Genomic DNA, 23,691 nt, shown 5'->3' with positions numbered 1-23,691 from the left:
TGGCGGAACTCGTCACCACCCTCGCTCGCCGAGGTGTCCGAGGATGACCTCGGCGACGCCCTCCATGCCCCAGCGGTTCGGGTGGTAGTTCGCCGCGCCGATGGGGTTGATGTGTTGACCTTGGATCCACGCGTGGTCGGCGCACGCGTCGTGGCCGAGGGATGCGGGATAGGTGTCGATGAACGTCGTCGTGCCGTTGTTCGCGGCGGCGGTGGCGAGCGCGGCGTTGAGTGTCTCTTCGATGTCGTTCAGCCAGGCGTAGTCCCCGTCGGCGAACGGCAGGATGCCGGGGCACGTTCCGCTCGGCGGGGCGATCCTCGGGTACCCGATGAGCAGGATCGTGGCCTCCGGTGACCGTTCCCGGACGCCGTCGAGCACAGCCTCGACGTCCTCGCGTGTCTTGGTGATGGCGGCCTTCAGCGTGTCAACGCCATCGACGGTGAAATGCTCCCTGCATGGGCTTCCTGTCGGATCGGAGTCGCGGAGCCCGGGGCACGTGCCGATGACGCTGCCGAACACGCTGTGGTCGTTGCCGCCGATGCCGATGGTGACCAGGTCGGTGTCGGGCCGCAGCGCGTCGAACTGCGGGCGGTTGTACCCGAACGTGATCTTCTGCGGTGACGTCATGTCGCCGGTGTCGGCCCCGGCGCAACTGGCGTCGGTGAGCACAGTGTGGCCGAGGCGATAGGCGACGAGCGAAGGGTAGTTCGCCGTGGAGCGCAGGCAGCCGACGGGATCGAGGCGCTGGAACGGGATGAGCGGGCCGGAGGTGTAGGAGTCGCCGAGCGCGACGTAGTGCGTCCAGCCGTGCGACCACTGGGACGACGGAGCGTGCGACTGACCCGTTGGCCGGGCTGACGTGGCCGAGGCCGCGGGGCTCAGAAAGGTCAGGGTGAGTATCGGGGCGAGCACGGACACGAGGACGGCGACCAGGCTCCGGCGGCTGCGCATGTCCTAGTTCTATCTGCTCACCAGCGACGGTGGATCTTCCGAACGGGTGAGATCGACGATGTGTGATAGCCATCGTTGAGTGCGCTGCACGCGCGCTTAGGTGTTGTAAGTCGCAACTTTTGTTTGACATACGCAAAAGATCGACACTATTGTGCCCAGTCATGACTGTGACTGGCCTCACCGGGGACGCGCCGGTTGTCCGGATGCGGGGCATCACCAAGGAGTTCCTCGGCAACCCGGTGCTCCGCGGTGTGGATCTCGATCTCCATCCCGGTGAGGTGCACGCGCTGGTGGGAGAGAACGGCGCGGGCAAGTCCACGCTGATGAAGATCCTGGCCGGGGTCCACACCGCTGATGCGGGCAGCGTCGAGCTCGACGGCAGGCAGGTCACGTTCTCCTCGCCCCGGCAGGCTCAGGCGTCGGGTGTGTCGATCGTCCACCAGGAGCTGAACCTGCTCGGCGATCGTTCCGTCGCGGAGAACGTGTTCCTCGGCTCGGAGCCTGTCCGCAGGGGCGTGGTTGACCGGCGGCGCATGGAGGCCGACACGGCGGCGCTGCTGGACGATCTCGGAGCGACGGGAATCTCGCCTCGCGACCCCGTGCGGCTGCTTTCGGTGGCGCAGCGTCAGGTCGTGGAGATCGTCAAAGCGCTGTCCACCGATGTCAGGGTGCTCGCGATGGACGAGCCCACAGCGGCTCTGGCCGACCACGAGGTGGAGTTGCTGTACCGGCTCGTGCGCCGGCTGTGCGAGCGGGGTATCGCTGTCCTCTACGTCTCCCACCGCCTCGTGGAGGTGTTCGACCTCAGCCACCGGATCACGGTGCTCAAGGACGGCGCGCTCGTGACCTCCCAGCCTGCGCGTGAGCTGACGAGTGACGACCTCGTGCGGCACATGGTGGGCCGCTCGCTCGACACCCTGTTCCCGCCGAGGGCGACCGAGTCCGAACTGGGTGGCACACGCCTGCGGCTGGTGAGTTGCGCCAACGAGCGGCTCTCGGACATCGACCTCACCGTGAGGGCAGGGGAGATCGTCGGTCTCGCCGGCTTGCAGGGCGCGGGCCGGTCTGCGGTGGCGCGTGCGGTGTGCGGCGTCGAGCCGTTCCGTGCGGGAACGGTGGAACTGGACGGCGAGGTGGTGCGCCTGACGTCGCCCCGTGCGGCTGTCCGGCTCGGCATCGCGTACGTCACCGAGGACCGCAAGGGCGAGGGCCTGGCGCTGCGGCAATCGGTGCGGGACAACACGTTGCTCGTGCGCAGGGCCGCGTTCTCCCGGCGTGCACGGTTGAAACCGGTGTCGCTTGCGGACCTGCTGGAGTCGGTGACCGTGGTCGCGCGCTCTCCGGACCAGGAGGTGCGGTTCCTCTCCGGGGGGAACCAGCAGAAGGTCGTGCTCGCGAAATGGCTGGCTGTCGAGCCGAGGGTGCTCGTCGTGGACGAACCGACCCGAGGCATCGACGTCGGCGCGAAGCAGGCGGTGTACGAGCTGCTGCGCGGACTGGCTCGTGACGGCGTGGCGATTCTGATGATCTCGTCGGAGCTGCCCGAGTTGATCGGCATGAGTGACCGGGTGCTCGTGATGCATGACGGGCGGATCGCGGGCGGACTGCCCTCACCTCCGACGGAGGAGGCGGTGATGAGGCTGGCGACGGGCCACGCCGTGGAGACGACACAGGAGGCCGTGTGAGCGAGGATTTTGTGCCGCTTACTGAGGCCGATCGGGTGCGGGTGTCCCGCAGGACGCAGGAGGCCGTGTGAGCGAGGTTGTCCCGGCTCCCGTAGTGAAACGTCCTGAATGGACTCGGCAGCTCAAGAACCCCGTCGTCGCCGTCTACGCGGCCCTGGTGCTGGTGCTGATCGTGGGCAGCGTGCTCGTCGGTGTGAGAGGAGGGGTGCTGCTCGATCAGGGTGGCATTCTGAACATCCTGACCCGCAGCACCGCGCTCGGCCTTGTCGCGATCGGACAGACGATGGTCATCCTGACCGGCAAGCTCGACCTGTCGGTGGCCTATCTCGCCGGGCTGTGTTCGCTGATCGCGGCGGAGACGATGGCGGGCAAGGAGTCGATGATCCTGCCCGCCGTGTTGCTCACGATCGCGTGTGCGGCAGGCGTGGGTCTGGTCAACGGGCTCGTGGTGACGAAGCTGAAGGTCAATGCCTTCATCGCCACACTCGGCACGGGCCTGGTGATCCGGGGTTATCTGGAACACAACTACGAAGGCCCCGCTGGTGAGGTGCCGAGGGTGTTCCAGCATCTCGGCTACGACCGCATCGGACCTGTCCCGGTTTCGGCTTTGCTGATGTTCGGGCTGGCCGTCCTCGCCTGGTGGTTCCTCGCGAGGACCCGCCCCGGCTATCACGTGTACGCCGTGGGCGGCGACGAGGAGGTCGCGCGGTTCTCCGGTATCCGTCACGACCGCACCGTGATCACCGTGCACGTGCTGTGCGCGGTAGCGGCGGGGCTGGCGGGCCTGTTCCTGGCGAGCAGGCTCGGCTCCGGCTCGCCGTGGGTGGGGATCGACGGCGGCTACGACCTGGAGTCCATCGCGGCCGTCGTGCTCGGCGGCACGATCCTCGCCGGAGGCCGGGGCGGGGTCGCGGGCACGATCGGCGGCGTTCTCATCCTCGCCACGCTCGACACGATCTTCGACGACCTCGGCATGAACTCGTTCTTCAAGGACGTCGTCCGTGGAGTGGTGCTGATCGTGGCCGTCGCCCTGTACGCCCGTCGCAGGAGGGCCACCCGATGACGCAGCCAGACACGCAGGCGACTCGCAGGCTGCCGCGCCCGACGTTCTCCGACGGCACAGGACCCGTACTGGCCGTCCTCGCGTTGCTGCTGGTGGCGCTCGCCTTCGCCGGTCCTGCCTACAGCGAGCCGTCGGGATACCTGGCGTTGCTGAAGCGGGCAGCCCCGTTGATGATCCTCGCGATTGGCCAGTACTTCGTCATCGTCAGCGGTGGGTTCGATCTTTCGGTGGGATCGCTGGTGACCGCAGAGGTGGTGATCGCCGCGAGGCTGCTGGACGGCGACGAGTCGGCGACGCTGTGGGTGATCCCGCTGCTGCTGGCGATCGGCGCGGTGGTGGGACTGGTCAACGGGCTCGTCACCACCCGGCTCTTGGTGCCGTCGTTCATCGTCACGCTGGGGATGCTGCTGGTACTCGACGGTGCGGTGTTCCTGTGGACGGGTGGCGCGCCGCGCGGCTCGCTCACCGAGGCGTTTCGCACGGTGGGTCGCGAAGGCTTCGACGTGCCACTGCTCGGTCAGGTGCCGTGGTCTGTGCTGCTGCTCGCGGCGCTCGTGGTCGCGGCTGTGATGTTCATGCGCAGCGGGAGGGGCCGCACCCTGGTCGCTGTCGGGGACAACGAAACGGCGGTCCGCCTCGGTGGTGGCAGCGTCGAGGGGATGCGCCTGCTGGCCTTCGTGCTCTCGGGGCTCTCGGCGGCCGTCGCCGCGATCCTGCTCGGCGGTTTCGCCGGTGTGTCGGCGCAGGTCGGTGAGGGGCTGGAGTTCCAGGTCATCACCGCTGTCGTGCTCGGTGGTGTCGTGCTCGGTGGCGGACGCGGTTCCGTCGTCGCCGCGATGGCGGGCGCGCTCACGTTGGAAGCCCTGTTCTCGTTGCTCAACCTCCTCGGCGTCTCGGGAGGACTGGAGTCGGCTGTGCAGGGCGTCATCATCATCGCCGCCGTGGCCTACGCGGCACTGGGGCGGTCGAAGTTCCGGACAAGGAGAACGGCATGAGAAAGACATGGCTGACCGCCGTCGCGGCGGTCGGTGCACTCGCGATGGCGAGCTGCACCAGCGAACTTCCCGCCGAGACCGGAGCGGGGGACACCGCGCAGGCCGAGTCGTCGCAGTCGAACAACGAGTTCTTCGACAAGGCCGAGTACGAGCGGCAGCTCGCGCTGCGGGACGCCACAGCCGAGGGGCCCGCGGACAAGCCGTGGGAGCAGGCGCTCGAACCGGAGCTGGTTGACACCTCCGAGTACGCGAACGACGGCCCCTACCACCTGTGCTTCTCGAACGCGTCGGTGGACAACCCGTGGCGGCAGGTCGGATGGAAGACCATGCAGGCCGAAGTGGACCTGCACGACGAGATCGAGAAGTTCACCGTGCTCGACGCGGAGGCGAAGGACGACAAGCAGATCAGCGACATCGCGTCGCTGACCTCGCAGGGCTGTGACGCGCTCATCGTCTCACCGAACACGACCTCGACGCTGACGCCTGCCGTGGAGCGGGCGTGTGACAACGGGATGCCGGTGATCGTGTTCGACCGCGGTGTCAACACCGACTGTCCCGTGACGTTCATCCATCCCATCGGAGGTTACGCGTTCGGTGCGTCGGCCGCGGACTTCCTCGCCGACGAGGTGGGTGAGGGTGGCAAGGTACTGGCCCTTCGGGTGCTGCCGGGTGTCGATGTGCTGGAACATCGGTGGGCAGCGGCCGAGCGGATCTTCGCCGACCGTGGGGTTGACGTCGTGGGCGTGGAGTTCACCGAGAACGACACCGCGGGTGCGAAGAACATCGTCAGTGACTACCTCCAGCGCGAGGGACAGATCGACGGCATCTGGATGGACGACGGCACGGCGGCGGTCGCGGTGCTGGAGGCGTTCGAGGACCAGGGCATGGAGGCTCCCGCCATCTCTGGTGAGGACCAGCAGCAGTTCCTTGAGAAGTGGAAGAGCGAGAACCTCACCGCGCTGGCGCCCACGTACCCGACCTACCAGTGGCGCACGCCCGTCATCGCCGCGCTCAAGATCCTGAAGGGCGAGGAGGTGCCGAGCGAGTGGATCCTGCCGCAGCCGGTGGTGACCTCGGACAACCTCGACGACTACCTCTCGGCCGGTATGCCGCCGTTGCACTACGCGCTGTGCGGCTGCCAGGAGATGCCCGGCTTCCCGCAGCGCTGGAAGTGAGGGGAGCCACGAGTGCATCCCATCGGGGTGAACACCTGGGTCTGGACGTCCCCGCTGGACGGCAAGGGCCTTCGTGAGCTGGTGCCAGCCATCGCGTCGGCGGGGTTCGACGTCGCCGAGCTCCCCGTGGAGAACCTCGGGGACTGGGACCCCGCCGAGGCGGCGGAGCTGCTCGCCGACCACGGCTTGGGAGCGTCACTGGTCCTCGTCATGTCCGAGGGGCGCGAGCTGGTCCGAGCTGACGCCGCCACGGTCGCCGCCACTCAGGACTACCTGCGCCGGTGCCTCGACATCGCGGCCTCGCTCGGGGCGCCCGCGCTGGCGGGGCCCGCGTACACCTCCGTGGGCCGGACCTGGCGGATGACCGAACGCGAGCGAGCCGAGTGCGTCCGTGAGTGGCGCGACAACATCGGCCCTGTGGTGGAGCACGCGGCCGACGCCGGGGTTGTCCTCGCCGTCGAGCCGCTCAACCGCTACGAGACCAGCCTGTTCAACACCGTGGACCAGACGTTGCGGGCGATGGACGGGCTGCCGGGGTGCGGCATCGCGCTGGATCTCTACCACCAGAACATCGAGGAACGTGACATCGCGTCGGCCATCCGCTCGGCTCACGGGCGCATCGCCCACGTGCAGGTGTGCGCCAACGACCGGGGCACACCGGGCCGCGACCACTTCGACTGGCCGCACCTGCTCGCCGCGATCGCCGACGCCAACTACCTCGGCTCGCTCTGCATCGAGTCCTTCACGTCCCACAACGACAGCATCGCGACCGCCGCCTCGATCTGGCGCCCGCTCGCGACGAGCCAGGACGCACTGGCTGTGGACGGGCTTGCCTTCCTCAAGGAGGTGATGTCGCAGCCGCTCGGATCGTGATTCCCACCGTGGACGGCGCCGGCACGCCGTGCTCGCTCATCTCCCTCTTCTCACCGTGAGGATTCCATGAGTAGACGCAAGACACTGTTGTCGCGCATCGGCGCCGGCGCGCTCGGCGGGGTGCTCGCCGCCGGGTTGCTCCCGGCAGGCGCCCAGGCCCAGGAAGCCGAGTTCCACGCGCTGTTGTTCACCAAGACGGAAGGCTATCGGCATGCGTCGATCCCGGCGGGGATCGCGATGTTCGAGAACCTGGCCGCGGAGCACAACTTCACGTTCGACCACACAGAAGACTCCACCGTCTTCAACGAGACCGACCTCGCCGAGTACGACGTCGTCATCATGTTCCAGACCTCGGGCATGGTGTGGGAGAACGACGCGCAACGCGAGGCGATGCAGAGCTACGTCGAGGACGGTGGCGGTATCGCCGCCATCCACAACGCCACGGACATGGGGATCGAGAACGACTTCCCCTACTGGGACGACCTCGTCAACGCGGGTGCGCACATGCCGTCCCACTCGCCGGGCGTGCTCGACGGCACGGCGAAGGTCACCGACCACCGGCAACCCTCGACGGAAGGGCTTCCGGCGCGCTGGGAACGCGCCGAGGAGTGGTACAACTTCGACAAGAGCATGCGCGGTGACGTGCACGTGCTCGTGTCGGCCGACGAGTCAACGTACGATCCCGGTCCCGACGCGATGGGTGCGGACCACCCGATCTCCTGGTGCCGCGACGTGGGGCTGGCCCGGGTCTGGGCGACGGCGATGGGCCACGACACGGCGGCGTACAGCGAGGAACTGTTCATCCAGCACATCCTCGGTGGCGTGCGCACGGCCGCCCGTACCGTGGACGCCGACTGCTCGGCCACGGTGGATAGCGCGTTCGAGAAGGTCGCGCTGGACACCAACACGCAGGCTCCGACCGCGATGGACATCGCGCCGGACGGCCGCGTGTTCTACACCGAGATCCTCGGCCGCGTGATGGTGTACGACCCGGCCGCCGAAAGCACCTCCACCGCGATGGAGTTGCCGGTCTACTCCGGCGGTGAGGACGGTCTCGTCGGGCTGGTGCTCGATCCGGACTTCTCCGAGAACGGCTGGGTCTACCTGTACTACTCGCCTCCTGGCGAGGAGGAGATCAACCGGGTGTCCCGGTTCACGGTGGAGGGCAACACGATCTCGCAGGGCACAGAGGCGAAGATCCTGGACATTCCGGCGTCGCGTCGCGCCGAGCCCGGCCACACGGGCGGTTACCTGACTTTCGGGCCGGACGGCAACCTCTACATCGGCGTCGGCGATGACACGAACCCGTTCGAGTCGAGTGGCTTCACCCCCATCGACGAGCGGGAGGGGCGTGATCTCTTCGACGCGCAGAAGACCGCGGCGAACACCAACGACCTCCGCGGCAAGATTCTCCGCATCACCCCGCAGGCCGACGGCGGATACACCGTGCCGGAGGGCAACATGTTCGCCCCGGGAACGGAGAAGACACTGCCGGAGATCTACGCGATGGGTTTCCGCAACCCGTTCCGGTTCACTGTGGACATTGATGGCACCATCTATCTCGCCGACTACGGACCCGACTCCGGTACAGCGGACCCGAACAGAGGCCCTGACGGCAAGGTCGAGTGGAACATCGTGAAGGAGCCGGGCTTCTACGGCTGGCCCTACTGCGTCGCGAACAACATCGCGTACAACGACTACGACTTCGCCACCGGAACGTCGGGGGAGAAGTTCGACTGCGCCAACCCGGTGAACGACTCGCCGAACAACACGGGGCTCACCGAGCTGCCCGCCGCGCAGGAAGCCGACGTGTGGTACGGCTACGGCGCGTCCGAGGAGTTCCCGATCCTCGGCACGGGCGGCGCCGCGCCGATGGGCGGACCGGTGTACCGGTACGACCCCGCCCTGGATTCGGAGATCAAGTTCCCCGAGTACTACGACGGCAAGCCGTTCTTCTACGAGTGGGCGCGCAACAAGATCTACACGATCACACTCGATGAGCAGGGTGAGGTCCTGAACCTCGACCCGTGGCTGACGAGTCAGCGCACACTCGCCCCGATGGACATGCGGTTCGGTCCCGACGGTGCGCTGTACCTGCTGGAGTGGGGCGGCGGCTACGGACGCGACAACCCGGACTCCGGCCTGTACCGCATCGAGTACAACCAGGGCAACCGGCGGCCGGTGGTCGAGGTGAGTGCCGACCCGACGTCGGGCACGAACCCGCTTGCGGTGTCGTTCAGCAGCGAGGGCACACACGACCCCGAGCAGACGGAGATCACGTACTCGTGGGACTTCGGTGACGGCGGCACGTCCACCGAGGCCAACCCGACGCACACGTACACCGAGAACGGGCAGTACAACGTCCAGCTCACGGTGACGGACGCGACGGGGAAGACGGGTGTGGGCAACGTGACCGTGACGGTGGGCAACACCGCGCCCTCGGTGTCGGTGAAGGCACCCGCTGACGGCGGTTTCTTCGAATTCGGTGACAGGGTGCCCTTCGACGTCGATGTCACCGACGCGGAGGACGGCGAGATCGACTGTGCTGAGGTCGTCGTCCAGCCCGCACTCGGCCACGACGCGCATGCGCACCCGATGGACCCGGTCAACGCCTGCGAGGGTGTGATCGAGACGATCGTGGACGACGGGCACGCCGGTGCGAACATCTTCTACTCCGTCGATGCCAGCTACACCGACCACGGTGGCGACGGTGTGCCCGCGCTGACCGGCAGGGACACCGTGGTGCTCCAGCCCAAGCACAAGCAGGCGGAGTACTTCACGTCGTCGCAGGGCATCCGCGTGGTGAACCACGCGGGTGCGGAGAACGGCAAGCGGATCGGTGACATCAGCGACGGTGACTGGATCGCGTTCACCCCGGTGAACTTCACCGGCATCGACGAGGTGTCGCTGCGCGTGTCGGCTCCGGACGGCCGTGGTGGAGCGGTGGAGCTGCGTGCGGGCGCGGTGGACGGTCCGCTCGTCGCCGAGGTGGACGTGCCCGCGACGGGCGGCTGGGACAAGTACGTGGAGCTGCCCCCTGTCGCCGTGACCGACCCCGGTGGGACGACCGAGCTGTTCGTCGTGTTCCGCGGCGGAACCAGCCCCTTCGACCTCGACTCGCTTACGTTCATCGGCGACGGCGTCGCGCAGGCCGACGGCGAAGCCCCGACCGTCACGGTGTCCGGTGTGGAGGACGGCGCGTCCTACGGCGACTCCGGTGATCTCACGCTGGGCTTCGAGGCGACGGATTCCGGCTCGGGTGTGGCTTCCGTGGAGGCGACGCTCGACGGAGAGATCGTGGACAACGGTGTGCGGCTGCCGCTGTACACCCTTGACCTGGGTGCCCACGAGCTGGTGGTGACAGCCACCGACAAGGCGGGCAACACGGCGGAGCGGAAGGTCACCTTCACGGTGACGACCTCCGTCGAGGACCTGCGGGCACTGGTGAAGCGCTTCGCGGAGGACGAACGCGTCAGCAGGGCTGTCGAGAAGAACCTGGACGGAAGGCTCGTCGCGGTGGAGAAACTGCGGCGGACCGATGTCGCCGCGGCCGCGACGACGCTGGAGAAGTTCGTCGCCGAGGTCGAGAAGCAGGTTCGGGACGAGGAAGTGAAGACCGTGCTGGTCCGTGATGCGAGGGCACTGATCGAGCAGTGGCGCGCGTGACGGATCGGTGACAGCCGTGGGGGCGGATGCCGGGCCGTCCCCGCAAAGGCCGGTGCCGGACGGCGAGTGATGCCGTCCGGTACCGGCTTCGTCATGCGTGCGGCAGCCCGTCCAGCCCTCGCGTGACGACGCGCACGGCCTCGCGCGCGGCGGCGTAGGCGTCCGATGTGGACCCGGAAGGGAGGATCGCCGACAGTCCCGCGCTTTGCATCGCCCCGATCAGGGCGCCGACGGCTGCGGCGGCCTCCGCCTGAGTGAGCACGCCGGGATACGCGTTGTGCAACACGGTGGCCAGCCTGAGTTGTGCTTCGTGGAGCAGGCTCAGAGCAGCGCCGCGCAGCTCAGGGACCGACAGGATGAGCCGCCCCTGCGCGATCTGCTCGGCGCCGGTGCCGCCGCTGTCTCCTTCGAGCAGCAGGTGCAGCAGGTCGTTCGCGGTGGCGAGCAACGCGTCCCTCGGTGACAGTGTCGCCGTGTGCTCGGCGAGCTTCGCCTCGACGACGTCGATGCGCTGCCTCCGGTGTGCGAAGAGGATGTCCTCCTTGCCTCTGAAGTAGTTGAACAGGGTCTTCGTGGAGACGTCGGCCGCGGCGGCGATTTCGGCGACGGTCGTCTCCGCGTAGCCCTTCTCCGTGAACAGGCGCAGAGCCTCCCGCTGGAGGGCGTGGCGTGTCCGTTCCTTCTTGCGCTCGCGCAACCCGACCTCGGTCATGGACATCACTGTAGAACTGGCCCCCTAAAACTTCATTGACTGTAAAAATCAAGTCAGTGTAACTTTAGCTTCAGCGAAAGGAGCTTATATGGCCTTGCCACTGCCGATAGCCCGAACGAATCCGTTCGACCCGCCGTCGTCGCTGCTCGACGGCGAGCCCCTGCGCCCGCTGGCCTTCCCCGACGGGCACGTCGGCTGGCTCGTCACCGACCACGGCCTCGCGAGACAGGTGCTTGCCGACCCGCGCTTCTCCACCAAGATGGAGCTGCGCAGGGTTCCCGTGGAGCGGCCCAAGATCGAGGGGTTCGAAACGGGCCAGAGCGCGCTGCGTGGCTTCTTCATCGCCATGGACCCACCGGACCACACCCGCTATCGCAGGGCGCTCACGGGACAGTTCACCGTGCGGAGGATGAACGCGCTGCGCCCTCGGATCGAGCAGATCGTGGCCGAACGCCTCGACGTCCTCGAGAGCAAGGGCCAGGGCGCCGACCTCGTGAGCACCTTCGCGTTGCCCGTGCCGTCTCTGGTGATCTGTGAGCTGCTCGGTGTGCCGACTGAGGACAGGGGGTTGTTCGAAAGTGCCGCCTCGACGTTGCTCCGCCTCGACGCCTCAGACGCGGACGCGGCAGAGGCGATGACGACCCTGCTCGGATACCTGAGCGAGCTCATCACGCGGAAACGCCGGAGCCCCGGCGACGACCTCCTGAGCGGTCTCGTCTCGGAGGAGGAGGAGTTCGACGAGGAGGAACTCCTGGGCATCGCGCTGCTGCTGCATGTCGCGGGACACGAGACCACGGCCAACATGCTGGCGCTCGGCACCTTTGCCCTGCTGAGCCATCCGGAGCAGGCCGAGGCCTTGCGTTCAGGGGCCGTGCCCGTGGCCTCGGCGGTGGAGGAACTGCTGCGATACCTCTCGATCATCCAGTTCGGCACCGGCCGCGCCGCCCTCGAAGACCTCGAACTGGGCGGGCAGCGGATCAAATACGGCGACACGGTGATCCTCTCGATTCCCGCGGCCAACCGCGATGCCGACCGGTTCGCCGAGCCCCACACGCTCGACCTCGCCCGGAACGCGCGCGGCCACCTGGCTTTCGGATACGGCGTGCACCAGTGCCTCGGGCAGCAGCTCGCCCGCATCGAGATGGCAGCGGCGTACCCGGCGTTGTTCGGGAGGTTCCCGAAGCTGCGCTTGGCCGTTCCACCCGAGGAGGTGCCGCTGCGCCACGACATGGCGATCTACGGTGTGCACGCACTGCCCGTGGAGTGGTCGTGATCGAGGTGCGCAGGGACGTGTGCGTCGCGTCCGGACTGTGTGTTCTGACCGCCCCTGGCGTGTTCGATCAGGACGACGACGGGGTCGTGCTCGTGCGGGGCATTCCGGCAGAGCACGCCGAGGCTGTCGCCGTCGCGGTCGATGAATGCCCCTCCGGCGCGCTCAGGCTCGCACCCGGCGGTACGTGAGGAGGTAGCGCCAGAACGGAACCACGCGCACCCTGCTTCCCGGCAGCAGCCTGGCGGCCTCACGGCGGACGTCGTCCAGAGACATGTCCCAGCTGCTGACCGGGGCCGTGGGAACTCCGTCGGGACCACCGCCGAGGCGTTCGGCCAGCGACACGATCGCCTTCGCCAGCAGGTTGAGCGGGATCGAGCCGATCGACACCGCCCAGTCGCGTGCGGTCGAGGGATCGGCCAGGCCCAGCACCACGAGGACGCCACCCGGCGCGAGTGCGTCACGCAGCCGCGTCACGGTGTCGAACGGCATGTGGTGCAACGACGCGACACAGGTGATGAGGTCGTAGTGCTGCGAAGGCAGGGGATGAGTCGCGGCGTCAGCCTGCCGGTAGGTGATCGTTCCGGGCCCGGGCGAACCGATCGCTGAGGCCACAGCCAGCATCTCGCCTGCGGGGTCCAGCGCGTCCACCTCCAAGCCCCGCGCGGCGAGCCTGCGGGCGAGTTTCCCCGCGCCACACCCGACATCCAGCGCTCGCCGCGCGCCTGCGGGGGCGAGCCGGAGCAGCAACGGATGGTAGGCGTCGTTGTGGTCGAAGGGCACGCGGTCAGCGTATCGGCGGCGACGTAGACTCGGTGGTGTCACCGCGAGTTGTGAGGGAGAGTGCGTGCCGTCCGACGACCAGGAGTTTCCTCCGGAACTGTCGCAGGGGGAGAACTTCATCGCCGGTCCGTTGCCGGACGACGAGATCGATGCCGAGCCGGTCGATGAGGCCGCGATCGATTCCGAGGCACGCAGGGAACTGCTGGCTGTGGAGGCCGAACTCAACCGCCGCTGGCCCGAGACGAAGATCGCGCCGTCACTGACGCGGATCTCCACGCTGGCGAACCTCCTCGGTGATCCTCACCGCGCGTACCCGGTGATCCACGTGGCCGGCACCAACGGCAAAAGCTCGACGGCGCGGATGATCGAGGCGCTGCTCAGCCACCTCGGGCTTCGAGTCGGCCGGTACACCAGTCCCCACCTGCAACTGGTCACCGAGCGGATCAGTATCGACGGCGCGCCCGTCTCGGCTGAGAAGTACGTCGGCACCTACCGCGACATCGAACCGTTCGTGTCGATGGTGGACGACGCGGCGGGTGAGAACGAGCCGAGGATGAGCAAGTTCGAGGTGCTCACCGGCATGGCCTTCGCCGCGTTCGCCGACGCTCCCGTCGAGGTCGCGGTGCTGGAGGCGGGGATGGGTGGCCGCTGGGACGCCACCAACATCGCCGAAGCCCAGATCTCCGTGATCACGCCCATCGGCTTCGACCACACCGACTATCTCGGGGACGACCTCCGGTCGATCGCGGGGGAGAAGGCCGGGATCATCAAGCCCGGCGGCGTCGCCGTGCTGGCCGAGCAGCAGCCCGACGCCGAGCGGGTCCTGCTCGAAAGGGCGGTCGAGGTGGACGCCGCCGTCGCCAGGGCAGGCAGCGAGTTTGGCGTGTTGAGCCGCGACGTCGCCGTCGGAGGGCAACTGCTCAACCTCCAGGGGCTCGGCGGCGTGTACGACGAGGTGTTCCTTCCCCTGCACGGTCTGCACCAGGCAGCCAACGCGGCACTGGCACTCGCCGCCGTCGAGGCGTTCTTCGGCGCGGGCAAGGACCGCAAACTCGTGGTGGACGCGGTGCGTGAGGCATTCGCCTCCGTGGCAACCCCCGGCAGGCTGGAACGGGTCAAGGCGGCGCCGACCGTACTGCTCGACGCGGCACACAACCCACACGGCGCCGCCGCACTCGCCAGCACGCTCGACGAGGAGTTCGCATTCCGCAGGCTCGCCGCCGTGGTCGGTGTGATGGCGGACAAGGACGCGGCCGGAATCCTCGAAGCCCTCGAACCCGTGGTGTCCGACCTCGTCGTCACCCGCAACTCGTCGCCGAGAGCCATGCCGGTGGACGAACTCGCCACGCTCGCCGTCGGTGTCTTCGGTGAGGAACGCGTCACCGTGGAACCCCGTCTCGACGCCGCCATCGAGACCGCGGTGGCCCTCGTCGAGCAGCCGGAGGACCCCGAGGAGCCGGTGTCGGGCGGCGGCGTTCTCGTCACGGGATCGGTGGTCACGGCGGGAGAGGCCCGCACGTTGTTCGGCAAGGAGCCAGCATGAGTGAGTCAGCCTCGCGGGGCGAGCAGGCGGCCTCGGGCACACCTGCGCCACCCGCGAAGGACCCGATGAAGGGTTTTCGCGGGGTGCAGGCCGGGACGCTGGTGCTGGAGGCCATCGTCGTCGGGCTCGCGTTGCCGGTGGTCGCTCAGCTCGGCGACGGGCTGGAGAGCGTCCAGGGCTGGACGGTGGGCGGTATCGCCGTGGCATTGCTCGCGTGCAGCGCGCTGCTGAGGTTCTCCTGGTCGATCTGGGTCATCCTCGCCCTCAACGTCGTCCTGGTGGCCTTCGTCGTGACGCTGCCGTGGGTGACGGTCATCGGCGTGCTGTTCCTGGCGGTGTGGGGCTGGCTGATGTGGCTGCGCCGCGATGTCGCCCGCCGCATGGCCGAGGGTCGTCTGGCCAGCCAGCAACCGAGCGGGCAAGCCGACCGCTGACCTGACACCCCTGGCACACCGTGTCCGCAGTTCCTGCACGCGTGTTCGCAGTTTGTGTACGCACCCCGGCTGAGGTCGTGGGCCACTGAGGCAACGGAGTCACTCGGTCGTCGAATCGAGTGGAAGCGAGTGTCAACACCGCCCACGAGGTTTGGCGTGAACGAGTCAGTGAGAACGTTCCCGTGCCGAGACGAACCGATCGGGTGCGGCGCCCGGAACACGGTGCGCGACCGCGGTCCCGTTAGGCTGCGCACACCGGGGGTCCGAGTTCGGCCCTCTTCTCGCACGTCATCACCGAAGGAGTAACGCACCGTGAGTGAGCGCACGCTGGTCCTGGTCAAGCCCGACGGCGTCGAGCGTGGTCTCGTCGGCGAGGTCGTCGCCCGGATCGAGCGCAAGGGACTGCGCCTCGCCGCCATGGACCTGCGCGTCGCGCAGCGTTCGGTGGCCGAGGAGCACTACGCCGAGCACAAGGACAAGCCGTTCTACGGCGACCTGCTCGACTTCATCACGTCGGGGCCTCTCGTGGCCATCGCGGTGGAAGGCCCGCGTGCCATCGCCGCATTCCGCCAGCTGGCTGGCGGCACCGACCCGGTCGAGAAGGCCACGCCGGGCACGATCCGCGGCGACTTCGCCCTGGAGACGCAGTACAACCTCGTGCACGGTTCCGACTCGCCGGAGTCGGCCGAGCGTGAGCTGAAGCTGTGGTTCCCCAACCTGTGACGACGGCTGCCGAGGCCGCGAACGCACGGGAGGACACCGTCGGCAGGTGACCGGGCGACAGCCGCCCGGTCACCTGCTCGGTGCTCAGCCTGCTTCCACCCTGCCGAGCCCTGCCTCATCGAGGAGTGCCGCGATCTCCTGCTTCTCCTCGTCGTCGAGTCGCCGCAGGGGCAGATTCGTCGCGGGGTTGGCGATGACGCCGCGCACCGCGAGTGCGGCTTTGAACGCACCGAGCGCACCGGCCGTGAAGCCGATGCGGGAGCGGTCGGCCACGGAGATGATGCGGAACAGCCTGGCGAGCCGCTCCTGTTCCTCGGCCGCCGCGCGGTGATCGCCGTTGCGGGCAGCCCTGTGGAGGCGCACGTAGCCGTGCGGGTCCACATTGCCGAGCCCCGGCACGATGCCCGAGGCGCCCACCTGCACAGCCGTGTCGGCGAACAGCTCCGAACCGGTGAGAGCGGGCAGGTCGGTGCTCCGCAGAATCTCCCTGAAGGCGGCGAGGTCGCCGCTGGAGTCCTTCAGCGCCACAACCAGTTCCTCGGCGGCCAGTTGCGCCACGATGTCCGGGGTCAGCGGGACGTGGACGGCGCTGGGGATGTCGTAGGCCACGACCGGCACGTCCACGGCCGTGTGGACGTGCCGGAAGTGATCGACGATCTCGGCGGTGCCTGGCCTTACGTAGAACGGGGCGGTGACCACCACGGCGTCGGCGCCGAGTTCGGCGGCCTGCCGCGCGTGTTCGACGACCCTGCGCGTTCCCGTGTCGATCGCACCGGCGAGCACCGGCACGGCCTTCGCCGCCGTACCGGCCACCACCTCGATCGCCGCCCGGCGCTGCGCGGTGTCGAGCAGCGCGATCTCGCCGCTCGACCCGCCGACGAACAGCCCGTCCACACCGGCGTCGAGCTGAAAGGACACCAGCCGTTCGAGAGAGGCGCGGTCCACGTCCCCGTGTTCGTCGAGCGGGGTGACGAGCGGGGGGACGACGCCGTGCGGACGCCGGGAGGGGTCAGGAGCCACTGCTTGCCTTCCTTTCCGGTGTGGACAGTGCGGGTGCGTCGGAGGGCACCCGCAGCGCGCGGCCGATCCGCGCGGGAACGTCGAGGCCGATGATGAGGGCCACCACGACGGTCAGTGACACGGCGAGTGTGGTCAGCGCGGAGCCGAGACTGCCGAATTCCTCGGCGATCGCGGCGCCCGCGAGCGGTGCCACGGCACCGCCGAGCGCGCCGACGTTGTAGGAGAAACCGAGACCGGCCGCACGCAGCCGGGTGGGGAAGTGGTCGCCGATGAACTTGGGCAGCAGCCCCGAGATTCCCTGGCTGGTGGCCTGCATGGCGAACAGCAACACCCACAGCAGCACCACGTTGCCCGCAGGCAGGGCGAACACGGGGAACACGAAAGCCAGTGACACGAAGAGGCCGAGTACGTAGGCGCGTCGGGTGCCGAGCCGGTCGCCGACCATCCCGGCGAGGCACGACCCAGCCGCGTAGCCGAGGCCTGCCCACGTCAGCGCGTTGGAGACCTGCCCCGCGTCGTAGCCGAGTTCGGTCTTCAGATAGGTGGGCAGCAGCGATTGGATCGGCCACGAGTACAGGAACGCGCAGAAGACCGTGAGCATGATCGCGATCATCACCGGCCACAGACGTCCGGCGAGCTGCACGGCGAACGCCACGAGACACAGCACCGCGAGCACGATCAGGTAGGGGATGGCGCCACCTCCGGTCCGACTGAAGATCAACACAAGTGCTCCGGAGAGCACGACCGCGAGAGCGATGTTGGGGATGCGGCGGTGGGGCGCGAACAGCACGGACGACGTTGTCGCCTCGGCGCGTCCGCCGACCTCGGCCTCCCACTCGGCGGCCTCGGGCAGGGAACGACGCAGGTAGAGGGTGAGGGCGATCGGCACGATGCCCGCGTAGAAGAGCCACCGCCAGCCCCCGGCAGGCACGATGACCTCGTACGCGAGGGCGGCGAGCACCGTCCCGATCGGGTAGGCCGACAGCAAGAAGCCCGTGGCGCGATTGCGCATCGACGTCGGCCAGGACTCCATGACGTAGGTGGCGCTGGCCCCGTACTCACCGGCCATGCCGATGCCGACGATCGCGCGGAAGAGGAACAGCGACCAGTAGTCCCAGGCGAAACCGCACAGGGCGCTGCCGATCGAGAAAGCGAGGATCGCCAGGATCATCGCGGGTTTGCGGCCGAACCGGTCGCCGATCGCGCCGAGCGCGAGCCCGCCGAGCCAGCGCGACACGAACGCCGCGGAGACGAGGGTGGCCGCCTGGGTCAGGGAGAGGTCGAAGTCGGCGGCGATCTCGGTGAGGACGAGGGTGATGAGGATGAAGTCGAAGCCGTCGAGCAGGTAGCCGAGCCAGGCGGCGAAGAACGCTTTGCGCTGGGAGCGACTGAGCTGACGGAACGAGTTGGGGACATCGGGCGGCGTCGGCGTCGTTGCCATGACCTGGACCTCCGTGGAAGACCGGACATAGGATGTCCTATGTCGGCGGGTACCGTAGCCCCGGAGGGACGGCGAATGCAAGGTTCGAGGGCAGGGCGGACTTCGGTAAGGGTGCGGGGCCACCATGGGTGAACCTCTAGACTCGGCTGCCGTGACAACCTCGACGGCGGGCGGGCGCAGGCAGGGAGCCCGCGCCAACCAGAGGGCGCTCCAGGATGCGATCAAGCGTCTCATCGTCGAGCGCGGGCTCGCGCCGGGTGCGCCGCTGCCCACCGAGGTCGAGCTGATGAAGGAACTCGACGTCAGCAGACACCCGCTCAGGGAGGCGATGAAGGCGCTGGAGGCTGTCGGCATCGTCGATATCCGCCACGGCTACGGCACGTACGTCGGTTCCGTGCCGCTCACCGGTCTCGAAGCGGGACTGGCGTTCAGGGGAGCGTTGTCGCTGCGGGGCGACTACACCGACATCCGTGATCTGCTCGAAGTGCGGGAGGTCCTGGAGACCGGGCTCGTCGATCGGGTTCTCGGCGTCTACGACCGGATCGACCTCGACGCGCTGACCGCGACGGTGGTCACGATGGAGGAGGAAGCCGGGCAGGGCAGGTACGCGCCCGAGGCGGACTGGCGATTCCACGAGATCCTCTACCGGCCGCTCGGCAACGGACTCGTCCTCGACCTGCTCCGCGTGTTCTGGCGGGTTTTCAACACTCTCGACGCCGAACTCCCCAGGGCGGATGACACACCGCAACTGACCGCCCGCAGGCACAGGGCGATCCTGGAAGCTCTCCGCGCCAGGGACGAGGCGGCTCTGCGTGCGGCGGTTGACGAGCATTTCCGAGGTATCAGGGCGCGGGTGCCCGATCGGGGTTGAGTTCCGCTGTGTGGTGTCACGGCGGCTCGAAATCGCTTTAATCCTGTCGGTGTTTTCTGGCAGTGTTGCCGTCGTGTCGGACGACAGCAGACCGCAGGAGACCGAGGGAGACGCCCTCGTACTGGCCGAGGGACTGGTCAAGCGCTTCGGTGACTTCGAGGCGGTGCGAGGTATCGACCTTAATGTGCGCAGGGGTGAGGCGTTCGGATTCCTCGGGCCGAACGGCGCGGGCAAGTCCTCCACGATGCGCATGATCGCCTCGACGTCCCCTCGATCGGGAGGGCGGCTTTCGGTACTCGGGATGGACCCCGACAGGGAAGGCCCGCGCATCCGGGCGAGGCTGGGTGTGGTGCCGCAGCAGGACAACCTCGATCAGGAACTCACGGTGCGGCAGAACCTCCAGGTGTACGGCCGCTACTTCGGACTGTCGCGAGCGAGCGCGAGGGCGAAGGCGGAGGAGCTGCTCGACTTCGCGCAGCTCGTGGACAAGGCCGATGCCGAGGTCGAGTCGCTGTCCGGTGGAATGAAGCGCAGGCTCACCATCGCCCGCTCGCTCGTCAACGAGCCGGAACTGCTGCTGCTCGACGAACCCACAACGGGGCTCGACCCGCAGGCTCGGCATTTGTTGTGGGACAAGCTGTTCCGTCTCAAGTCGCAGGGGGTCACCCTGCTCGTCACCACGCACTACATGGACGAGGCGGAACAGCTGTGCGACCGCCTCGTCGTCATGGACGGCGGCCGGATCGTGGCGGAGGGCTCACCTGCCGACCTCATCTCGCGTTACTCGACGCGGGAGGTGCTGGAATTGCGGATGCCGAAGGCGGAACACGAGCAGGCGGTCGCCGTCGTCAGCGATCTCGGCGAGCGCATCGAGGTGCTGCCCGACCGCATCCTCGTCTACACCGATTCGGGGGAGGCGGCACTGGAGAAGTGCCACTCGCGGGGTGTGCGTCCCGTGTCGAGCCTGGTGCGCCGCAGCACGCTGGAGGACGTCTTCCTGCGTCTCACCGGCAGGAGCCTGATCGAATGACCACCACCGAACGGCCGCTCGTGAGCACCGTCCGGTCCGAGGTCCGCGTCGTCGGTGCGTGGCGGGGTGCCTGGCTGCGCGTCGAGGGACAGTGGGCCTGGTATCGCAGATACTGGACGTCCAATTTGTACTCGTCGGGGTTGCAGCCGTTGCTCTACCTACTGGCGATGGGAGTCGGATTCGGCTCGCAGGTCGAGCCGGGGGCACTCACGGGCGGGGTGTCCTATGTGCAGTACGTCGCGCCTGCCCTACTGGTGGCCGGAGCCATGCAGTTGGCGGTCGGTGAGTCCTCCTACCCGGTGCTGTCGGGCTTCAAGTGGCAGAAGGACTACCTGTCGATCACCGCGACGCCCATCACGCCGGGCCAGGTGCTGGGCGCCCATTTCCTCTGGATCGGGCTGCGCAGCGTACTCGCCGTGGTGGTGTACGCGGTGGTGGCGGCGTTCTTCGGCGCCTGGACCGGCCCCGGCGTCGTCGTCGCGGCGATCGTCGGCGTGGCCACCGGCCTGGCCTGCGCCGCCCCGGTGACGGCGTTCGCCGCCACGACCTACGACGAGGGCACCCGCTTCGCGGCGCTGTTCCGGTTCGTCGTCATCCCCATGGTGCTGTTCGCGGGAACGTTCTTCCCCGTCTCGGAGATCCCGCTCGCGCTGAGGTGGCTCGCGTGGATCTCGCCGTTGTGGCACGGCAACGAACTCGCCCGTGGCGTGACCCTCGGCGGGCTGGACCTGCTTCCCGCACTCGGCCACGCGGCGGTGCTCGTGGCGCTGTTCGCCGTCGGCGGCCTGCTCGCCCGGCACTTCTTCTACCGAAGGCTGGTGGTGTAGGCGATGGTGGTCACCGAAAACGCGGCCGCTGGGGTGCGTGTCCCCGGGCGCAGGTCCGGCGGGCTGCTGCTGCGGATCCTGCCGCCCTCGCTCTACGCGGGCAGGGCGAGCGCTCTCATCGAGAGGTCGGCACTGGTCTACTCCCGTGCGTGGCTGGTGTTCGTCTCCGGGGTCTTCGAGCCGCTGTTCTACCTGCTCGCGTTCCGGGTCGGTTTCGGGCAGCTCGTGCCCGAGGTCACCGGACCGGGTGGCGGCACGATGAGCTACGTGGCGTTCGTGGCTCCCGCCCTACTGGCCGCCTCGGCCATGAACGGCGCCGTGTTCGACGCGACGTACGGGGTGTTCTTCAAGTTCCGCTACGACAAGACCTACGAGGCCGCGCTCAGCACACCGCTGGGGCCGCTCGACATCGCGCTCGGTGAGATCGGCTGGGCCGTGTTGCGCGGCGGGCTGTACGCGGTGTCGTTCTTCGGCGTGATGGGTGTCATGGGGCTCGTCACCACGCCGTGGGCGGTGCTGGTGGTTCCGGTGGCGGTGCTCGTGTCGTTCGCGTTCGCCGCCGTTGGGATGGTCTGCGCGACACTGCTGCGCACCACCTCGCAGTTCGACTACATCCAGCTCGCGGTGATGCCGCTGTTCTTCTTCTCGACGACGTTCTACCCACTGTCGGTGTACCCGGAACCGTTGCAGGTGCTGGTCCAGTGCCTTCCGCTCTACCACGGCGTCGAGCTGTCCCGAGGGTTCGCCGCCGGTGTCCTGGACTGGTCGATGGCCGGGCATGTCGCATACCTGGTGGGCCTCGCCGCGCTCGGTGTCTACGGCGTGTCGAGGAGGCTGCACACGTTGCTGCGCTGACCGGGCCGCAGGCTCACCGCGAGCGCGGTGCGGCGTCGCGATCGGTGCGCCGCGGGTCGATCAGCGGAACCCGGTGGCCTGCTCCACGGCAGTGAGGGCATCGACCCTGCCGTGGCCGAAGAAACCGTTGTAGCCGGTGTGGCCCTCGCAGTGGGTGTCCTGGGTGCCGTTGCCGGTGAGGTCGTCGTCGGGGCAGGGTACCGAGGTGGCTGTCTCGGTGAGGGTGCGGCGTAGCTGGTCGGGCGGCGCGCCGGGACGCTCGGACGCCACCAGCGCGGCCACGCCGGTGACGTGCGGTGCGGCCATCGACGTGCCGCACAGCGTCGCGTAGCCGCCCGGCACGGTGGAGAGCACACACCGGCCGCCGTCTCCGCCGGGAGCAGTGAGATCGATCACCCCGAGGCCGTAGGAGCTGTACCCTGCCTTCCTGCCGTCCCGGGTGGAAGCCGACACCGACACGGCGTCCCGGAGACCTGCGGGCAGAACCTCGCACGCGCGGCCTTCCGGGGCGAGTGCGTGGGAAGGAGTCAGCTCGGCGGCCTTGTTGGACGCGGCCACGACGGTGAGCGTGCCCCGCTCGTGGGCATGGCGCAGGGCGCGCCGGATCGCCTCGCGCACGGCATCGCGCCCGGAGCCCCGCGCGCAGGTACCCGGCCACGGCGACACGAGAAAACTCCCGTTCACAAGGTCGAAGTCATGGTCTGCCGCCCACATCAGCCCGCACACGGCGGCCTCCGGCGTCACCCTCCCCGCGTCGTCCACGACCCGAACGGACGCCACCCGGGCACCGGGCGCGACGCCGGTCACACCGCGGGCGTCGTCGGCGGCGGCGAGGACACCGGCGACATGGGTGCCGTGAGCCGACGCGCCAGGTCTCCAGCTCGACGGGTTCGGGTCCGCGGCACCCGAGAGGCACCCGGCCGACAGTTCGCTGTCCACGCTGTGTCGAAGATCGGGGTGGTCGGCGTCGATCCCGGAGTCGAGCACGCCGATCACCGCGTCGTCGCTGCCCCGCTGCCGGGTGTGTGCCTGCTCGGCGCGGATCGCGCGCAGGTTCCACTGCCGATCCGTGAGGTCGTTCGCGTCGCCGGTGAACTCGTCCGGTGACCTCGGCACCGTGCCCGCCGACTGGCTGGTATGGCCGGGCTCCCGCGACGCGATCGCGCGGCGCGGTCCGATGTATTCGGTGAAGCGGTTGTCGGCCGAGGTGGCCACCCCGACCGCGATCTGCGCGTGGAAGGTCCCCAACTCGCCGCACGCGGCGTCCACCCGTGCCGCGGCCTGGGCACTGTGGGTCGGTGGCTCGAACACCACGAGATAGCGCACGACCTGGCCCCCCGTGTCGCACTGCCGGACCCCGCCACGAACGGTGTCCGTCCCGGCACCACCCGCGAGCAGGAGCAGAACGGTGAGCAGGACCGCACCGGCGCTGCTGCGCACGCCCACCTCCGTCACGTCCGCGCGTGTCGTGTCCCCGTCTGCGCACGGTAACGAGCAGGTCAGAGGCCGACAAGCCGAACGAACGGGCACGTCGAGTCGCACTCGTTGCCGAACGCGAACGATGACAGCCGGGCCATGTGGGATACTGGATGTCGGTTGCCGGGTTGGCATCGCCGCCGACGAGGTGGCGGACAGCTCAGGGCGACCCGGCGATGCGCTGGGAAAACCGCGCGTTGGTCGCCGCCACCCACATCCTGTGTCGGGCGGCTCGACGACGTGGCGACGCTTTGCGGGGCGTTGGAGGTCGAACCGGTTCGTCGTCGCGGGACCCGTC

At 68.5% G+C, this 23,691-nt stretch carries 21 protein-coding genes; 15 read left to right on the top strand and 6 right to left on the bottom strand.

The genetic code is table 11. The features are described 5' to 3' along the window. Positions 1-12: 12 nt before the first annotated feature. A complete protein-coding gene (locus SACXIDRAFT_RS03560) occupies positions 13-951 on the bottom strand; it encodes an SGNH/GDSL hydrolase family protein (protein WP_006237106.1) in 939 nt (312 codons plus the stop codon). Between the two features lie 161 nt (positions 952-1,112). On the opposite strand from SACXIDRAFT_RS03560, the gene SACXIDRAFT_RS03555 reads away from it, so the two are divergent. The 6 genes from SACXIDRAFT_RS03555 to SACXIDRAFT_RS03530 all read left to right on the top strand — a co-directional run bounded on the left by SACXIDRAFT_RS03555 (position 1,113) and on the right by SACXIDRAFT_RS03530 (position 10,408). After that, a complete protein-coding gene (locus tag SACXIDRAFT_RS03555) occupies positions 1,113-2,636 on the top strand; it encodes a sugar ABC transporter ATP-binding protein (RefSeq protein ID WP_006237105.1) in 1,524 nt (507 codons plus the stop codon). A gap of 67 nt (positions 2,637-2,703) precedes the next feature. Beyond that, on the top strand, positions 2,704-3,699 hold the full coding sequence (locus SACXIDRAFT_RS03550) for an ABC transporter permease (RefSeq protein ID WP_006237104.1): 996 nt from the start codon (positions 2,704-2,706) through the stop codon (positions 3,697-3,699). After that, positions 3,696-4,694 carry an ABC transporter permease gene (locus tag SACXIDRAFT_RS03545; protein WP_006237103.1) on the top strand — a complete coding sequence of 333 codons (999 nt, stop codon included), beginning with the start codon at positions 3,696-3,698 and terminating at the stop codon, positions 4,692-4,694. The genes SACXIDRAFT_RS03550 and SACXIDRAFT_RS03545 overlap by 4 nt, the downstream gene beginning before the upstream one ends. After that, positions 4,691-5,869 carry a substrate-binding domain-containing protein gene (locus tag SACXIDRAFT_RS03540; protein ID WP_006237102.1) on the top strand — a complete coding sequence of 393 codons (1,179 nt, stop codon included), beginning with the start codon at positions 4,691-4,693 and terminating at the stop codon, positions 5,867-5,869. The genes SACXIDRAFT_RS03545 and SACXIDRAFT_RS03540 overlap by 4 nt, the downstream gene beginning before the upstream one ends. A 12-nt stretch (positions 5,870-5,881) precedes the next feature. Further along, positions 5,882-6,742 (top strand): sugar phosphate isomerase/epimerase family protein, encoded by an 861-nt coding sequence (locus tag SACXIDRAFT_RS03535; RefSeq protein ID WP_006237101.1) that lies wholly within the window; start codon positions 5,882-5,884, stop codon positions 6,740-6,742. 66 nt (positions 6,743-6,808) lie between these two features. Further along, positions 6,809-10,408, top strand: coding sequence for a ThuA domain-containing protein (locus tag SACXIDRAFT_RS03530; protein ID WP_006237100.1), 3,600 nt, complete (start codon positions 6,809-6,811; stop codon positions 10,406-10,408). Positions 10,409-10,499: 91 nt separating this feature from the next. On the opposite strand, the gene SACXIDRAFT_RS03525 is transcribed toward SACXIDRAFT_RS03530, so the two are convergent. After that, positions 10,500-11,120, bottom strand: coding sequence for a TetR/AcrR family transcriptional regulator (locus SACXIDRAFT_RS03525; protein WP_232285244.1), 621 nt, complete (start codon positions 11,118-11,120; stop codon positions 10,500-10,502). A gap of 88 nt (positions 11,121-11,208) precedes the next feature. Between SACXIDRAFT_RS03525 and SACXIDRAFT_RS03520 the strand changes: the two genes are divergently transcribed. Together SACXIDRAFT_RS03520 and SACXIDRAFT_RS03515 are read left to right on the top strand one after the other, a co-directional pair. Continuing rightward, a complete protein-coding gene (locus SACXIDRAFT_RS03520; RefSeq protein WP_006237098.1) occupies positions 11,209-12,393 on the top strand; it encodes a cytochrome P450 in 1,185 nt (394 codons plus the stop codon). Next, entirely contained in the window at positions 12,390-12,581 is a 192-nt protein-coding gene (locus SACXIDRAFT_RS03515; RefSeq protein WP_006237097.1) for a ferredoxin, read from the top strand. The genes SACXIDRAFT_RS03520 and SACXIDRAFT_RS03515 overlap by 4 nt, the downstream gene beginning before the upstream one ends. Here SACXIDRAFT_RS03515 and SACXIDRAFT_RS03510 read toward each other — a convergent pair. Continuing rightward, positions 12,556-13,173 carry a class I SAM-dependent methyltransferase gene (locus SACXIDRAFT_RS03510; RefSeq protein WP_006237096.1) on the bottom strand — a complete coding sequence of 206 codons (618 nt, stop codon included), beginning with the start codon at positions 13,171-13,173 and terminating at the stop codon, positions 12,556-12,558. The genes SACXIDRAFT_RS03515 and SACXIDRAFT_RS03510 overlap by 26 nt on opposite strands. A 64-nt stretch (positions 13,174-13,237) precedes the next feature. Here SACXIDRAFT_RS03510 and folC point away from each other — a divergent pair, with 64 nt between their 5' ends. From folC to ndk, 3 genes are all read left to right on the top strand, one after another. Beyond that, a complete protein-coding gene (folC, locus tag SACXIDRAFT_RS03505; RefSeq protein WP_006237095.1) occupies positions 13,238-14,716 on the top strand; it encodes a bifunctional tetrahydrofolate synthase/dihydrofolate synthase in 1,479 nt (492 codons plus the stop codon). Beyond that, positions 14,713-15,150: a DUF4233 domain-containing protein gene (locus tag SACXIDRAFT_RS03500; RefSeq protein WP_006237094.1), complete on the top strand. Its 438-nt coding sequence runs from the start codon at positions 14,713-14,715 to the stop codon at positions 15,148-15,150. The genes folC and SACXIDRAFT_RS03500 overlap by 4 nt, the downstream gene beginning before the upstream one ends. 312 nt (positions 15,151-15,462) lie before the next feature. Beyond that, the gene (ndk, locus tag SACXIDRAFT_RS03495; RefSeq protein ID WP_006237093.1) at positions 15,463-15,873 is read left to right on the top strand and encodes a nucleoside-diphosphate kinase; all 411 of its coding nucleotides are present in this window, start codon (positions 15,463-15,465) and stop codon (positions 15,871-15,873) included. 84 nt (positions 15,874-15,957) lie between these two features. Here the strand turns inward: ndk and SACXIDRAFT_RS03490 are convergent, their stop codons facing one another. Beyond that, the gene (locus tag SACXIDRAFT_RS03490) at positions 15,958-16,893 is read right to left on the bottom strand and encodes a dihydrodipicolinate synthase family protein (protein WP_006237092.1); all 936 of its coding nucleotides are present in this window, start codon (positions 16,891-16,893) and stop codon (positions 15,958-15,960) included. Then, positions 16,883-18,334 (bottom strand): MFS transporter, encoded by a 1,452-nt coding sequence (locus tag SACXIDRAFT_RS03485; RefSeq protein ID WP_006237091.1) that lies wholly within the window; start codon positions 18,332-18,334, stop codon positions 16,883-16,885. Before SACXIDRAFT_RS03485 ends, SACXIDRAFT_RS03490 begins: the two co-directional genes overlap by 11 nt. A gap of 151 nt (positions 18,335-18,485) precedes the next feature. Here SACXIDRAFT_RS03485 and SACXIDRAFT_RS03480 point away from each other — a divergent pair, with 151 nt between their 5' ends. The 4 genes from SACXIDRAFT_RS03480 to SACXIDRAFT_RS03465 all read left to right on the top strand — a co-directional run bounded on the left by SACXIDRAFT_RS03480 (position 18,486) and on the right by SACXIDRAFT_RS03465 (position 21,917). After that, complete coding sequence (locus SACXIDRAFT_RS03480) at positions 18,486-19,205, top strand: FadR/GntR family transcriptional regulator (RefSeq protein ID WP_232285243.1); 720 nt, start codon at positions 18,486-18,488, stop codon at positions 19,203-19,205. A 73-nt stretch (positions 19,206-19,278) separates the two neighbouring features. Continuing rightward, positions 19,279-20,235: an ABC transporter ATP-binding protein gene (locus SACXIDRAFT_RS03475; RefSeq protein WP_050986986.1), complete on the top strand. Its 957-nt coding sequence runs from the start codon at positions 19,279-19,281 to the stop codon at positions 20,233-20,235. Further along, complete coding sequence (locus SACXIDRAFT_RS03470) at positions 20,232-21,062, top strand: ABC transporter permease (RefSeq protein ID WP_006237088.1); 831 nt, start codon at positions 20,232-20,234, stop codon at positions 21,060-21,062. Before SACXIDRAFT_RS03475 ends, SACXIDRAFT_RS03470 begins: the two co-directional genes overlap by 4 nt. 3 nt (positions 21,063-21,065) lie before the next feature. Further along, positions 21,066-21,917 carry an ABC transporter permease gene (locus SACXIDRAFT_RS03465; protein WP_006237087.1) on the top strand — a complete coding sequence of 284 codons (852 nt, stop codon included), beginning with the start codon at positions 21,066-21,068 and terminating at the stop codon, positions 21,915-21,917. Positions 21,918-21,977: 60 nt separating this feature from the next. On the opposite strand, the gene SACXIDRAFT_RS03460 is transcribed toward SACXIDRAFT_RS03465, so the two are convergent. Continuing rightward, entirely contained in the window at positions 21,978-23,357 is a 1,380-nt protein-coding gene (locus SACXIDRAFT_RS03460; RefSeq protein WP_006237086.1) for a S8 family peptidase, read from the bottom strand. Positions 23,358-23,691: the final 334 nt, after the last annotated feature.

This window comes from Saccharomonospora xinjiangensis XJ-54, assembly GCF_000258175.1.
Taxonomy (GTDB): domain Bacteria; phylum Actinomycetota; class Actinomycetes; order Mycobacteriales; family Pseudonocardiaceae; genus Saccharomonospora; species Saccharomonospora xinjiangensis.
The sequence above is the reverse complement of the archived record's forward strand: the minus strand, read 5'-3'. Positions and strand labels throughout refer to the sequence as shown.

Coding starts and splice junctions, on each gene's coding strand:
- SACXIDRAFT_RS03560 (WP_006237106.1), bottom strand. CDS start 951: ATGCGCAGCCGCCGGAGCCTGGTCGCCGTCCTCGTGTCCGTGCTCGCC.
- SACXIDRAFT_RS03555 (WP_006237105.1), top strand. CDS start 1,113: ATGACTGTGACTGGCCTCACCGGGGACGCGCCGGTTGTCCGGATGCGG.
- SACXIDRAFT_RS03545 (WP_006237103.1), top strand. CDS start 3,696: ATGACGCAGCCAGACACGCAGGCGACTCGCAGGCTGCCGCGCCCGACG.
- SACXIDRAFT_RS03540 (WP_006237102.1), top strand. CDS start 4,691: ATGAGAAAGACATGGCTGACCGCCGTCGCGGCGGTCGGTGCACTCGCG.
- SACXIDRAFT_RS03530 (WP_006237100.1), top strand. CDS start 6,809: ATGAGTAGACGCAAGACACTGTTGTCGCGCATCGGCGCCGGCGCGCTC.
- SACXIDRAFT_RS03525 (WP_232285244.1), bottom strand. CDS start 11,120: ATGACCGAGGTCGGGTTGCGCGAGCGCAAGAAGGAACGGACACGCCAC.
- SACXIDRAFT_RS03520 (WP_006237098.1), top strand. CDS start 11,209: ATGGCCTTGCCACTGCCGATAGCCCGAACGAATCCGTTCGACCCGCCG.
- SACXIDRAFT_RS03500 (WP_006237094.1), top strand. CDS start 14,713: ATGAGTGAGTCAGCCTCGCGGGGCGAGCAGGCGGCCTCGGGCACACCT.
- SACXIDRAFT_RS03485 (WP_006237091.1), bottom strand. CDS start 18,334: ATGGCAACGACGCCGACGCCGCCCGATGTCCCCAACTCGTTCCGTCAG.
- SACXIDRAFT_RS03470 (WP_006237088.1), top strand. CDS start 20,232: ATGACCACCACCGAACGGCCGCTCGTGAGCACCGTCCGGTCCGAGGTC.
- SACXIDRAFT_RS03465 (WP_006237087.1), top strand. CDS start 21,066: ATGGTGGTCACCGAAAACGCGGCCGCTGGGGTGCGTGTCCCCGGGCGC.